Raw genomic sequence first — 13,616 nt, forward strand, 5'->3', positions numbered from 1 at the left:
ATTGTAAAGTTATAGTCGATACTCAACTAACATATCTGCCTTTTGGTTCCATAAAGCAATTCAATGCTTTAAAGCGATAACTATTTTCTAGGAATGATAAAAAATTACAGGAGGATAGTTGACAAATATTTCTATAGTGTGATAATCTTCAAGAACACTATAACAAATCAACCAAAGGAGGGCATGACAATGTTAATTTTACCAGTATCATATTCATTCACAGTTACATACATTGTCCATGCCTAACGTTTATTTAAGATTGCAGAAAAAGGTATGGATTCCGTTCTGCCTTTTATAAGAGACACATGCTCTTTGTAGGGTATGTGTCTTTTTTGGTGCCTAAAAAGGTTGTAGTGAAAATAAAAAAGGAGTGTATGTATATGCGAAACACAGTACAACGAATGATTTTCAAAAAGGAATTTCTTGAAAGTGGGTAGCTATCCGCAACAGTACGGAAGAAAGAGGGTTATGATGAATGTTTGACGTTTTAAGTAAATTAGGCTGGTTCTTTAAAAAATATTGGAAGCAATATACAGTTGCGATAGTGCTGCTGATGATTGCCAGTGGGCTGGAAGTTGTTCCTCCCTATTTGCTCGGTACTATTATCGATCTGTTGACTGCAGGAGAAATGACGCCAGCAATTTTAACAAAGTATATATTAATTTTCATTGGGATTATTATTGGGGGATATCTATTAAATTTTGTGTGGCAATTCCGACTATTTGAAGGGGCTATAAACCTGGAGAAAATTTTACGTCGCAATTTAATGCAGCATTTTTTACGGATGACCCCAACGTTTTATGAGAAAAACCGCACAGGGGATTTAATGGCACGTGCAACAAATGATTTAAATGCCGTCTCCTTAACAGCAGGCTTTGGTATTATGACGTTGATTGACTCAACGATTTATATGGGCTTTATCATTTTTGCGATGGGCTATATGATTTCGTGGAAGCTAACATTTTTTGCGATGTTGCCTGTACCTATAATGGCCATCCTAATTCAATATTTAGGGAAAATCGTTCATGAGCGCTATATGAAGGCACAAGATGCATTTGGTGAGCTGAACGATAGTGTACTTGAATCTGTAGCGGGCGTGCGAGTGGTGCGTGCCTATGTGCAGGAAAAAAAGGATGAGGCTAATTTCGCAGATATGAGTGAAACAGTCTATGCGAAAAATATTCATACAGCTAAAATTAACGCTTTATTTGGTCCAATAACAAAAGTTGGGACTGGGATTAGTTATGTTGTAGCGCTTGGCTATGGAGCTTACTTAGTGTCAACGGAGGCCATGACTGTTGGGCAACTGGTCACATTTAATGTCTATTTAGGGTTAGCTGTTTGGCCAATCTTCGCCATTGGAGAGTTAATCAATGTAATGCAGCAAGGGAATGCCTCACTTGATCGGGTGCAGGAAACATTGAACTATGAAGCGGATGTTCAAAATATTCCGAATCCACAAATGATTGCGACACCTAAAGCAATTGGTTTTGATGATTTAACATTCCAATATCCAATGAGTCAGGTGAAAAACCTACAGCAAATTTCACTATCATTAAAAAAAGGCCAAACGCTTGGCATTGTTGGTAAAACTGGAGCGGGGAAAACAACGTTCCTACGCCAATTATTACGAGAATATCCAATCGGTCAGGGTCAGCTTTTGATTGATGGTATCGATATTACGGCTCAAACGAAGGAACAGATTCTTGATTGGATTGGTTATGTACCACAAGATCATGTACTTTTCTCTCGTACTATCCGTGAAAATATATTATTTGGGAAAGAAGATGCGACCCAAGCTGAATTGCAGCAGGCCATTCGTGCCGCGTATTTTGAAAAAGATCTAGAAAACTTACCAATGGGTCTTGAAACACTTGTTGGGGAAAAAGGTGTATCTCTTTCAGGCGGTCAAAAACAACGTGTGTCTATTGCTCGTGCGTTGATTAAAGATCCTGAAATTTTAATGCTTGATGATTCGCTTTCCGCTGTCGACGCGAAGACAGAGGCAAGAATTATTGAAAATATTCAGCGTGAACGTCATGGTAAAACGACGATTATTACGACGCATCGCCTATCAGGCATCCAACATGCTGATGTCATTATCGTATTGGATGATGGGCAAATAGTAGAGCAGGGAACACATGAGGAACTTCTTTCACAACAAGGATGGTATAAAGAGCAATTTGACCGTCAGCAGCTAGAAGGAGGTGCCTCATGAGTACGAGTCAACGTTTAACTCGCTATGCGATGTATTTTAAAAAGCCAATACTTCTTGGCTTGTTCTTCCTAACAATCGCCGTTTTTACGGAGCTTGTTGGGCCATTTATTGCCAAACATATTATTGATCATTACATGACGATAGGTCATATTGAAATCAAACCGATAACATGGTTATTACTAGTTTATTTACTGTTAGCCATTGCAACAGCCATATTACGCTATTTTATGTATATTTATTTACAAATTGGCGCGAACCGCGTCATCCAAAAATTACGGAAAGATGTCTTTGAGCATATTCAAACTTTACCAATTCAGTACTTTGATAATTTGCCTGCAGGTAAAATTGTGGCGCGCGTAACAAATGATACAGAGGCGGTTCGTAATTTATATGTGCAGGTACTTTCCAATTTTGTAACGAGCTTTATTTCGATCATTGGCGTGTATATCGCACTCTTTATTTTAAATTGGAAAATGGCGATGCTTGCTTTAACAATGATTCCGATTGTTTACTTATGGATGATTTTATATCGAAAGTTTGCTTCAAAATATAATGACGTCATTCGTACGAAAATCGCAGATATAAACGCTATGATTAACGAATCCATTCAAGGTATGACAATTATTCAGGCGTTCCGTCGTGAGCAACAAATGACCAAGGAATTTGATGACATGAATAATGAGCATTATGCTTATGAACGTAAGCTACTAGTGCTTGACTCAGCCACTTCCTTTAACCTGGTGAATACGTTAAGGCTCATCATGTTTACGGTCTTTATTTTCTACTTTGGTACGCAATCATTTACAGCAACTCAAGTGATTTCCGCAGGGACATTATATGCGTTTGTCGATTATTTAACAAAGCTATTTAATCCGATCACGAATATTGTAAACCAATTTTCACAGCTTGAGCGTTCACTTATTGCTGGTAAACGTGTCTTTGAGGTACTAGATACGGATGGTGAGCCTGTTTCTGAAAAGAGCTTACCAAGATATAAAGGAAATGTGGTCTTCGAAGATGTTTCCTTTGCTTATAAGGATAATGATTATGTATTGAAAAACCTATCATTTAAAGCGCATCAAGGTGAAACCATCGCTTTAGTTGGACATACGGGCTCTGGGAAAAGTTCCATTATGAACTTACTATTCCGCTTCTATGATCCATCGAAAGGGAAAATCACAATCGATGGCATTGATATCACCTCTGTTCCTCGTCAAACGATGCGTGAACATATGGGGATTGTGCTACAGGACCCTTATTTATTTACAGGCACGATCGCCTCCAATGTGAGCTTAAACAACCCTAACATCTCACGTGAAAAAATTGATGCTTCTTTAAATGCAGTCGGAGGAGAACGTGTTTTAGCCAACTTACCAAATGGTTATGATGAGCCAGTTATTGAGAAGGGGAGTACGTTATCATCAGGACAACGTCAGTTGATTTCCTTTGCACGAGCACTTGCCTTCGATCCAGCGATTTTAATATTAGATGAAGCGACTTCGAATATTGATACGGAAACGGAAGAGATTATACAGCATGCCATGGACGTTCTTAAAAAAGGACGAACAACATTTATTATTGCCCATCGACTTTCTACAATTAAAAATGCGGACCGTATCCTTGTGCTTGATCGAGGGAAAATTGTTGAGAATGGTACACATGATGAGCTACTAGCCCTTGGCGGTATTTATGACAAAATGTATCAAATGCAAGCAAGTTCCTTACAGTAATACTGGATGAAAGAGCCCCACTTCATACATGGAAGTGGGGCTCTCTTGTTTATCTTACATATTTAAAGACATTCACAAAGAATAATAGGACGGACAGCGCTACAGCAATGCCACCACCTGATACAAATAATTCAAATAACCAGCGTGGTACATCAAGATAGACCATCATCATGCCAACAAGGAGGAATGGTAAACCAATATTATAAAGCCAAAATTGTGCCTTAGCGAGACCAGTTTCTGCAGCTTCTTTATACGTTGAATAAATTAAACCTATGAATCCAGTAGTCAGCCAACCTACCACACCGATATGAGCATGTGTCGCCTTCCATTGAAGTTGAACAGTATAATGCATAAACAGGCCAAAAGCAAAAACAATCAATAAATAAAAGACTGAAACCTTTATCCATTTAGCACCCATCATCCACAACTCCTTTCTTGAAAGTCTTTTTAGCTAGCTGCTACAGTATATTCTTGTCAAATTAAAAAGATGCTTGTGTAAATTTGAAAATAATTGTTGTTTGCAGGGGAAAAACCGAAATTGTTCATCAAGTTTGAAGATTAGTATAGTCTTCTTTTCTATTGGGAATTTTCTTGTAATATGTAAACTTTTTCTCGAGTTCTGCGTTGTATAGGCAGAAGGGAGGTAGACATGGCAAAGCAATCATTGAATGAGTTTCTACAGCAAGTAGGAACTCTGTTATATCGTTATTTAAGAAAACGTGGATTAGCCCATGAGGATGCGGAAGATATCGTCCAAGATACTTGCTATAAGTTTTTATTACATAAAAATGGGATTCAGTCAGATAAAGCAATGAGCTGGTTATATCGCGTGGCAACCAACCAATTTTATGATCTCAAAAGAAAGGAAAAGCGCCATCCAACAACAGAATATGATGAATTTCAATTGACCTCATTAATAAATATTCCTGAATTTCAGGTTTTAAAAAAAGAAAAATTAAAGGACATAAGAGACACGCTTGACACGTTATCCATCTTGCATCAGGAAGTATTAATCCTCAAATATGAGCTGGGATTATCATATAAGGAAATTTCAGCATTAATGAATAAAAATGAAAACACTTTAAAAACGCATGTGAGACGAGCTAGGGAAGAATTTACTGTACGATTTAAGGAGGATATTTATTATGAATAAAGAACACCATAATTTTTTATTTGATGATAAACAAACGAAAAAAATAATGAGAAAGGCAAGGTTTTGGTCAACAATAAAAATGATTGGCATCACACTGATTGTTACGCCTATTGTTCTAATAGCATTTTGGTATGGTCTTAGACATTTATCGTTAAACAGTGCTCAAAAAGTAAGTGATGACATTTATTTATTTAACGAAATAAGTGCTCCTAATGTTCAAATTAGTAATCAGATGTATGACGATAATTTACTCGGAGGAAAAATAATAACAACGACCTATAAGGTGCTCGGAGATCAGCATCGACCCTATATTTGGACACCTATCGAAAGTGATTATAATTTATTTGGAAAACTCGCATTCACTTCCTTTTCTAACTCAATTCAAATAGAAGGTTCAGAATCACTGGCAGAAACACACCAAATAGAACGGTTTAATAACTACACAGGTGATCGAGAAATGTTGTTTTACCATCCTAAGATTTCCTACGATCAATACAAAGATAAAATAAGTGAACTGAAACAATTGGAGAACAATACTTTAGTAGAATTAGCCATCTCTTTTGATAATGCCTATAGTTTTGATGAAATTAAAAGCAAGCTGCCCACTGAAGTGCAAGTAGATTGGTGGTGGGTGGATGCCTATACAGATGATACTTTAGATTTTTTTCAGCAAGGACAGAATACAATTCCAGCCAACTACCCATACATTTATGGTTTCCAATCAGAGCAATCAAAACCAAAACCTCGCCGTTCTTCAAGCAACGAGGTTGACACCTTTATTCGAAACATTGAGCTACTTCGGGAAAGTAAAAATTTTGAGTGGGAAACAAACGAGGTTTATCAAGCTTTAATAGGGGAAAATGGAACCTTGGAGACAAGTGATGTGAAAATAATTGGGGCAGTCGTAACTGGCACACCCGAGCAATTACAGTTATTACAAGGAAAATCCTATATTAAAGCATCTACCTTCGGGGTAATATCCAACCAAAAATAGAGAATGTAAGAGATCAAATAGTTCATTAAAAGGTAAAGCTTATTTTAGCCATTCATAAAATAAGCTTTTTCTGTGAAGTCAATTTAGTTTACAATTAAATAGTTTAATATTAAACTATTTGTAAATGAACAATAAGGAGATGTTGATAAATGACTAAACTACAAGATAAAGTAATTATCATTACTGGTGGTGCGGGTGGCATTGGTAGTGGGATGGCAAAAGCAATGGCAAAGGAAGGGGCCATCGTTACAATTGTTGATTTAAACAGGCAAGCGGGCGAGACAATGGAAAAAGAATTGCAAGCAATCTCTCCGAAATCTATGTTTTTGCAGGCAAATTTAATGGAACGCGATCATTTACCAAAAATTATTGATACAGTCGTAGAAAAATACGGTAAACTAGATGTGCTAGTTAATAACGCTCATGCTTCAAAACAAGTTACAATAGAAGAAATAACACAAGCAGATCTTGATTTATCATTTGGGACAGGCTTTTATCCAACCTTCTACTTAATGCAAGCAGCACTACCACACTTAAAAGAAACAAAAGGTAATATTATTAACTTTGCATCTGGTGCAGGCATACAAGGACATGAGACACAGGCAGCGTATGCAGCTGCTAAGGAAGCCATCCGAGGCATTTCTCGTGTAGCGGCAAATGAATGGGGTCGTTATGGTATTAATGTCAATATCATTAGTCCACTTGCTGATTCACCAGGTGTTCAGGCATGGGCAAAAGCACAGCCAGAGTATTATGAAGCGGTAAGAAGTAAAATCCCGCTAGGTCGTTTCGGTAATGTTGAGGAAGATATCGGCCGTGTAGCTGTTTTCTTAGCATCCGATGATTCTCAATACATTACGGGTCAAACGATTATGGTGGATGGAGGTTCACTAATGCTTCATTAATTCTCGACGTTGAGGAGGATTTTTTTGAAACAGACAAATATTTTTAAACTGATTCATATGATTGAACAGGTGAATAATGCCAACATTATACGTTTTACAAAAGCGTTTCCATATCCTTTAGGGATTTCACCCATTTTAGTTTTAAATGAGCTACATGTGAAAGGCCCTCAAAAACAGGCAGAATTAGCTGAAACAATCGGCTATACAAAAGGAGCCATGACAAGCATTGCAGAAAAGCTGGTCAAGCTTGGCTTAGCTGAAAGACTGTATGATCCATCTGACCGTCGCACTATTCGCTTACAAATTACAGACGAGGGTCAAGAGGCCTTGGCAAAGGCGCAATCCATTGGAAAAGAAGTCTTTGTACAGCTTTTTGACGTATTAGATGAAGAGGAAATTGTCCAATATTTGCAGATTCAAGAGAAATTAGTACAGGGCATTCAAGAGAAAAACGAGTAGCGAAACATAATTTAGAAAAACGAAATCAACTCTCCTCTATCAACTTCTAAGAGGGGAGTTGATTTTCTTTTAGTTGAATTTTTAGGTTAAACGATCGAGGCGGATAGGCTGCTCAAACTAGCGGATAGAATTCAAAAAGTGACGGATAGAAAGAGTATTTCAGAGGATAGCGCCCACTTTTTTACTCGATAGAATTGCTCAGAGCGGATAGAATTCAAAAAGTGACGGATAGAAAGAGTATTTCAGAGGATAGCGCCCACTTTTTACTCGATAGAATTGCTCAGAGCGGATAGGCTGCTCAAACGAGCGGGTAGAATTCAAAAAGTGATGGATAGAAAGAGTATTTCGGAGGATAGCGCCCACTTTTTACTCGATAGAATTGCTCTGAACGGATAGGCTGCTCAAACGAGCGGGTAGAATTCAAAAAGTGATGGATAGAAAGAGTATTTCGGAGGATAGCGCCCACTTTTTACTCGATAGAATTGCTCAGAGCGGATAGGCTGCTCTATTTACCTAATAAAACGATTGCACCCAATCATTCGATTAAAAGCCAATTGTAAAATAGTTGAATTTATTGAAAATTGTCCGAGTTCATTTTATAATCAATATACGGTTCTATTATAGAGACATTCGAGGTGTGAAATGACATTAAAAACATTAGATAACTCATTAGAGGTTCTCAAATATTTTAATAAGGAAAATCCGACGTGGGGTGTACGAGAGTTAGCGAAAGAGATGAATATTAGCCATTCAATTATTTATCGGATTTTGGCGACTTTCGAAAATCAAGGCTTTCTGATTCAAAATCCTGAAACGAAAAAATATGAATTAGGGCTCCGATTTTTGGAATATGGCCAAATGGTCAAAGATAAATTAAATCTTTCTGATTTTGTTTTACCGATTATGAAGAATCTTGCAGAGGCTATCAAGGAATCGGTATTTTTAACTTGGTTAGATGGGACAGATGGCGTCACAGTGGAAATAGCTGAGAGCTCTCAAACGATTAAATTTTCGGTGTCAATTGGCACACGCACACCCTTACATATTGGGGCATCTTGTAAAACCATTATGGCTTTTCTTCCTGAAGAGAGGAAAAAAGAAATTATGGACCATGGCATGAAAAGATTAACCCCAGAAACGATTACTGACCCTGCTGAAATGTTAGCTGATTTAGAGAAAATACAACAGCAAGGCTGGTGCTTTACAACGGGAGAATATTCTCATTCTGTATTTGGGCTTGGTGTACCTCTTTTTAATAGTAAAAAAGAAGTCATTGCCTCATTAACGATTGCAGGTCCTATTTATCGTAAACCAACCGAGGAAAAGCTTCCTGAAATGATTAATGTTCTGCAATATGGTGCGATGAATATCCAACGTTATTTCGATCAATACAGCTTTAAGTTCTACCATGAATAAACAAAAGGCTCAAGATAGCTAATAACTATCTTGGGCCTTTCCTTTAGAGAATTCTTTGAATTTCTTCATGAGGGATACAGCTGTGTCGATTTCTTCAAAAGTGTTAAAATAGTGCGGCGAAAATCGAGCCATTTTTTGAATGTGATTGCGCTCCATAATGGTATTCGCCATAAAAGTTCCAGCTTCAATGATGACACCATGTTGTGCTAAATAATTCGTGATATCATCGGGAGAAAGCCCCTCAATATTAAACGGTGTAATTGATAATCGATAGTCACTATTTTGTGGACCATATAAAACAATACCTGGAATGGTTTCAAGTTGTTCAAGCAAATAGTTAGTTAGCTGTTTGACACGCTCATAAATGTGATGAATACCGATAGCATTTGCATAATCAATGGCTGCTCCTAAACCTAAAATACTTGGAATGATCGGACAGCCTGGCTCAAAACGTTTAGCTGTCTCTAAAAATGAATAAGTATTGTTTTGATAATCCCATTGTGTACTACCCCAACCAATCATAAGAGGCGTCAGTGTGGATATAAGCGCTTTTCGTACATAAAAAATTCCTGATCCTTCAGGGCCACGAAGCCATTTTCGCCCACAAGCTACTAAAAAGTCACACCCAAGCTCTTTGACATGGAGTGGGGTTAAACCAACTGTTTGATTGGCATTAATCAATGTCAGTACATTGTGCTGCTGTGCGAACTGACATATTTTCTTAGCAGGCTGAAGGGCACCTGAGGCATTGGACATATGGGCAAAAGCAATTAGTCTTGTTTGTGGTGTGATGAGCTGCTCGAGTGCTTGTAAATCCACCATATAATCTGCATTCGTTTTCAACACTTTTAAGTGAACACCTTGCTGCTGAAGGGCAAGCCAAGGCACATAATTACTTAACATTTCTGTATCGAGTACAATGACCTCATCACCTTGTTCCCACTGCAAGCCACCTGAAACATAATTAATAGCCATGGATCCATTGGGCACAAAGGCAATTTCTTCTTGCTCCGCGCCGATAAACAAAGCAGCCTTCTCTCGAATTTTCTCTACTTGTTCATACGTTTCTTGACGAAAAGATGGTAAATAGGGGCCGATACTTGCTTGTTTTTGAAGATAGCTCGTCATCTCATCTACTACTGGCTGTGGCATGGCAGAAGCAGCAGCTGTGTTTAAATACATATAATGCTCAAGAAGCGGCATATCTTTTTGTATTTTCATCATATCGATCATTGTGCTCACCAGCCTTATAGGATTATTAATTCCTTCGTATAGTTCATTAAATTCTCATAGCCATTTTCTGTAACAATGAGATTATCCTCGATCCGCACACCACCCACATCCTGTACATAAATACCTGGCTCGACCGTAAATGCCATGCCTGATTTCAACACTAAGTGATTACGCTGCATTAAATAAGGTTCTTCATGTGCACTTAAACCAATGCCATGCCCTAGTCGATGTGTGAAGTAGTCACCATAGCCAGCACCACAAATAATTTTTCTTGCAATATCATCGATGTCATGTGCTGTCATACCTGGTTTTATCGCAGCTATTGCAGTTTCATTCGCTTGTTTAACAATATTGTAGATTGTTTTTAATGTTGGTGAGACATCCCCTAAAGCGATTGTTCGGGTCATATCAGCTACGTAGCCCTTATAAATTGCACCAAAGTCAATGACGATTAATTCACCTATCTCTATTTTTTTTGTGCTAGCTCTGCCATGGGGAAGTGCACCGCGATAACCTGAAGCTACAATGGTGCCAAAAGGTGTTCCTTCTGATCCACGTCGTCTCATTTCATATTCTAATTGTGCTGCTACTTCCATCTCTGAAACGCCAGCTTGAATAGTTGGTAATGTAGCTTCAAGACTTTCTTCAACAATTTGTACTGCCTGTCGCATAAATGTTATTTCATGGTCATCTTTTTTCATCCGTAGTTCACGAATGGAATCACCGATATCACATAAATTGTCATATGTAAGCTTTTCGATGGCTTTCTGCTCCTTGACGTGCATAGTGTCAAACTCTACGCCAAGTGTGTGCAATGCTCCAAGCTCATTTTTAAGTTGCTGGATGGCCTGTTCCGGTCCTTCCTCATCTGAATAAGATAAGATAGCACCACCATTATTTGCATCTACTTTCGTTAACTCTACCTGTGGTACTAGAAAAAACAATTGATTGTTAGCGGTAATGACAGCTAATGTTAAGCGCTCACTTTGCTTTAATTGGAGACCTGTAAAATAATACATGTTCGAACCAGGCACTAGGACTGCTAGATCTATTTGCTGTTGCTGCATGCGAGAAACTAGCTTCTCTCTTCTTTTTTGAAACATTGATATTCCTCCTACCTATTAACTAGATTAATTGTTTCTTATATAGAGACGTTGTATCTGAAAGTAGTATATATCAATAATAATGAATTTTCAATAAATGAAGGAAATAGATAAACTAAAAGGAAGTTAATTTACAAATGAGGGAATAGTATGCTGTGAATTTAGTAAATACTAGTGTACGTCTTTTTTTCGTTCATTATGCATATAAGTAGACTAGATAAACTTTTTTCCAACTTAATACGTCAAAAAGAGGGGCAAAATTGTTAAGCAAGAGAGGACTTATGTATGGAAAAAAACATGAAACGCTCTAAAGAGAAAAAGAGCAAGAAAAAAATATGGCTGTGGATAGTCGGTAGCCTATTAGCAATTTTTTTAATTTTTATAGGGACTGCCTACTTTACCATCCAAAAAACCATGAATAAAATAAATACACCACTTATTCAAACAACAGATGCAGCACAACCAGAAGAAAAAACAGTGATCAAAAAAGAACCATTCTCGGTTCTGATGCTTGGGGTCGATGAACGTAAAGATGATAGTGGTCGTTCAGATACGATGATTGTGATTACTGTGAATCCAGAAAAGCAGACGATGAAAATGCTTAGTATTCCCCGTGATACTCGTACAGAAATTGTTGGTCATGACACCGTTGATAAAATTAATCATGCCTATGCCTTTGGTGGCGTTCCGATGGCTGTGGATACGGTGGAGAATTTTTTAAATATACCAATTGATTACTATGTATTTATTAATATGGAGGGCTTTTTGCAAATTATTGATACGCTTGGTGGTGTAACGATCAATAATGATATGGATTTAACCTATGACGAATACCATTACCCAGAGGGTGAAATTACGTTAAATGGTAATGAGGCGCTTATTTTTTCTCGTATTCGTTATGAAGATCCCCGTGGTGATTTTGGTCGTCAAATTCGACAACGTCAAATTATTGAAGCTGTTATGAAAAAAGCCTCCACGCCATCTACATTATTAAAGGCAACAGATATGCTTAATGTGTTAGGCGATAATGTTCGCATGAACTTCTCAGTCAAAGACCTGATCCAGCTACAAAGTATTTATAAAAAAATGGATAAGGATATTGAGCAAATATCGTTTGAACAGGGAGAAGGTCAAAGGATTAATCGTATTTGGTACTACATTCCGAATGAGGAAGAGCTTCAAAAAATACAAACAGATCTAAACAATCATTTAAAAAGCAAGTAAGCTTGGTGCTTACTACACGTAGTGTCAACAAAGTAAATTTTTCGGCCATGAAGGGAGGGAGATGAATGAATGGGAGGACCCAGGTGCTTAGGTATACAGCGCTTAATCAGTGCATGCAAAGCTATGTACCTAAACGCAAAGTGCGAAGAAATCCAGTCCAATCAGCTATTAGAGGCCTACAACTATTATGTTTAAAATTGTATATGTAAAGATAAAAAATCATTCAGGTAGGGTGCATGCCTAGTTGAATGATTTTTTTTTAATGAATAGAGCTAGTTCATTTTTCAATGTAGCTTGAAAAATCAGAAAATTAAATGTATACTGATATTAGAAATGGTTAAAAGGAGTGATTGTGATGATTTTTGGCACAATATTATTAGCATTTGCACTACCAGTAGGTATCGTATTAGCAGTCGATTTATTAAACGAGCAGCGTCTCTCTGCTACACAATCCAACCATTCATAATGATTACACAACAGAAGGATAAATACTAGACAATGTTACGTTGTAGCAATTGTCTTTTTTTTTGATTTGGAAACAATTTGCGTGATTCATTCGTCAATAGTATATAGAAAATGTTATACTATTAAAAAAACAGTATCGGGGAATGAGCATGCAAGAGGAAAAAACAACAAATTTAAAAAAAGAAATACTATCCTACATCAAGATTATTGTCATTACGGCTGTTGTCGTTTTTGGCTGTAAGCAGTTTTTATTTGCGCCAATTAAGGTGCAGGGAGCTTCGATGTACCCGACGTATCATGATAAGGATATTATTATTGTAAGTAAAACAAGTAAAATTGAACGATTCGATCAAATTGTTTTCCAATCTCCTACCGAGGATGAACTCTATATTAAAAGAGTAATAGGTCTTCCAGGGGATAAAGTTGAAATGAAAGATGATGTATTGTATGTAAATGGGAAAGCATACAAAGAAGATTATGTTAATCGTGAAACAGATGATCCTAATCAATTACGCATTACAGAAAATTTTACTTTGGAACAATTAGTTAATGAAAAAGAAGTACCAAAGGGCATGTATTTTGTGCTTGGGGACAACCGTTTAAAAAGTTTTGATAGTCGCCACTACGGTTTAATTTCAGAGGACGCTGTTTATGGTGAATCTAAAGCAATACTATATCCATTTAGCCATTTTCATATCGGTTCAAAATAATGAAAA

General features: G+C 37.3%; 13 protein-coding genes. 10 read left to right on the forward strand and 3 right to left on the reverse strand.

Annotated elements, in window-relative coordinates; genetic code table 11:
* Nucleotides 1-475: 475 nt before the first annotated feature.
* Both SJW71_RS10605 and SJW71_RS10610 read left to right on the forward strand, forming a co-directional pair.
* Complete coding sequence (locus SJW71_RS10605) at nt 476-2,218, forward strand: ABC transporter ATP-binding protein (protein ID WP_274793411.1); 1,743 nt, start codon at nt 476-478, stop codon at nt 2,216-2,218.
* Complete coding sequence (locus SJW71_RS10610; RefSeq protein ID WP_312506480.1) at nt 2,215-3,948, forward strand: ABC transporter ATP-binding protein; 1,734 nt, start codon at nt 2,215-2,217, stop codon at nt 3,946-3,948. Before SJW71_RS10605 ends, SJW71_RS10610 begins: the two co-directional genes overlap by 4 nt.
* A 49-nt stretch (nt 3,949-3,997) precedes the next feature.
* On the opposite strand, the gene SJW71_RS10615 is transcribed toward SJW71_RS10610, so the two are convergent.
* Complete coding sequence (locus SJW71_RS10615) at nt 3,998-4,369, reverse strand: hypothetical protein (RefSeq protein WP_274793409.1); 372 nt, start codon at nt 4,367-4,369, stop codon at nt 3,998-4,000.
* Between the two features lie 228 nt (nt 4,370-4,597).
* On the opposite strand from SJW71_RS10615, the gene SJW71_RS10620 reads away from it, so the two are divergent.
* From SJW71_RS10620 to SJW71_RS10640, 5 genes are all read left to right on the forward strand, one after another.
* Nucleotides 4,598-5,101, forward strand: a complete 504-nt coding sequence (locus SJW71_RS10620; RefSeq protein WP_274793408.1) for an RNA polymerase sigma factor — start codon at nt 4,598-4,600, stop codon at nt 5,099-5,101.
* On the forward strand, nt 5,094-6,095 hold the full coding sequence (locus tag SJW71_RS10625) for an anti sigma factor C-terminal domain-containing protein (protein ID WP_431812117.1): 1,002 nt from the start codon (nt 5,094-5,096) through the stop codon (nt 6,093-6,095). The genes SJW71_RS10620 and SJW71_RS10625 overlap by 8 nt, the downstream gene beginning before the upstream one ends.
* Before the next feature lie 149 nt (nt 6,096-6,244).
* Nucleotides 6,245-7,000 carry an SDR family NAD(P)-dependent oxidoreductase gene (locus tag SJW71_RS10630; RefSeq protein ID WP_429978923.1) on the forward strand — a complete coding sequence of 252 codons (756 nt, stop codon included), beginning with the start codon at nt 6,245-6,247 and terminating at the stop codon, nt 6,998-7,000.
* A gap of 24 nt (nt 7,001-7,024) precedes the next feature.
* Nucleotides 7,025-7,459: a MarR family winged helix-turn-helix transcriptional regulator gene (locus SJW71_RS10635; protein WP_274793405.1), complete on the forward strand. Its 435-nt coding sequence runs from the start codon at nt 7,025-7,027 to the stop codon at nt 7,457-7,459.
* Between the two features lie 642 nt (nt 7,460-8,101).
* Complete coding sequence (locus tag SJW71_RS10640; RefSeq protein WP_274793404.1) at nt 8,102-8,875, forward strand: IclR family transcriptional regulator; 774 nt, start codon at nt 8,102-8,104, stop codon at nt 8,873-8,875.
* Nucleotides 8,876-8,893: 18 nt separating this feature from the next.
* Here the strand turns inward: SJW71_RS10640 and SJW71_RS10645 are convergent, their stop codons facing one another.
* Nucleotides 8,894-10,108, reverse strand: coding sequence for an aminotransferase class V-fold PLP-dependent enzyme (locus tag SJW71_RS10645; RefSeq protein ID WP_431812118.1), 1,215 nt, complete (start codon nt 10,106-10,108; stop codon nt 8,894-8,896).
* A gap of 14 nt (nt 10,109-10,122) precedes the next feature.
* Nucleotides 10,123-11,211 carry a M24 family metallopeptidase gene (locus SJW71_RS10650; protein WP_322610635.1) on the reverse strand — a complete coding sequence of 363 codons (1,089 nt, stop codon included), beginning with the start codon at nt 11,209-11,211 and terminating at the stop codon, nt 10,123-10,125.
* A gap of 285 nt (nt 11,212-11,496) precedes the next feature.
* Between SJW71_RS10650 and SJW71_RS10655 the strand changes: the two genes are divergently transcribed.
* The 3 genes from SJW71_RS10655 to lepB all read left to right on the forward strand — a co-directional run bounded on the left by SJW71_RS10655 (nt 11,497) and on the right by lepB (nt 13,610).
* Nucleotides 11,497-12,435 (forward strand): LCP family protein, encoded by a 939-nt coding sequence (locus SJW71_RS10655; RefSeq protein ID WP_274793401.1) that lies wholly within the window; start codon nt 11,497-11,499, stop codon nt 12,433-12,435.
* 355 nt (nt 12,436-12,790) lie between these two features.
* Nucleotides 12,791-12,901, forward strand: a complete 111-nt coding sequence (locus tag SJW71_RS10660; protein WP_274793400.1) for a transcriptional regulator — start codon at nt 12,791-12,793, stop codon at nt 12,899-12,901.
* Nucleotides 12,902-13,049: 148 nt separating this feature from the next.
* The gene (gene lepB, locus SJW71_RS10665; protein ID WP_274793399.1) at nt 13,050-13,610 is read left to right on the forward strand and encodes a signal peptidase I; all 561 of its coding nucleotides are present in this window, start codon (nt 13,050-13,052) and stop codon (nt 13,608-13,610) included.
* Nucleotides 13,611-13,616 lie beyond the last annotated feature (6 nt).

Origin of the sequence: Lysinibacillus sp. FW12, from assembly GCF_050817245.1 — a bacterium.
In the GTDB taxonomy this organism is placed as follows: domain Bacteria; phylum Bacillota; class Bacilli; order Bacillales_A; family Planococcaceae; genus Lysinibacillus; species Lysinibacillus irui.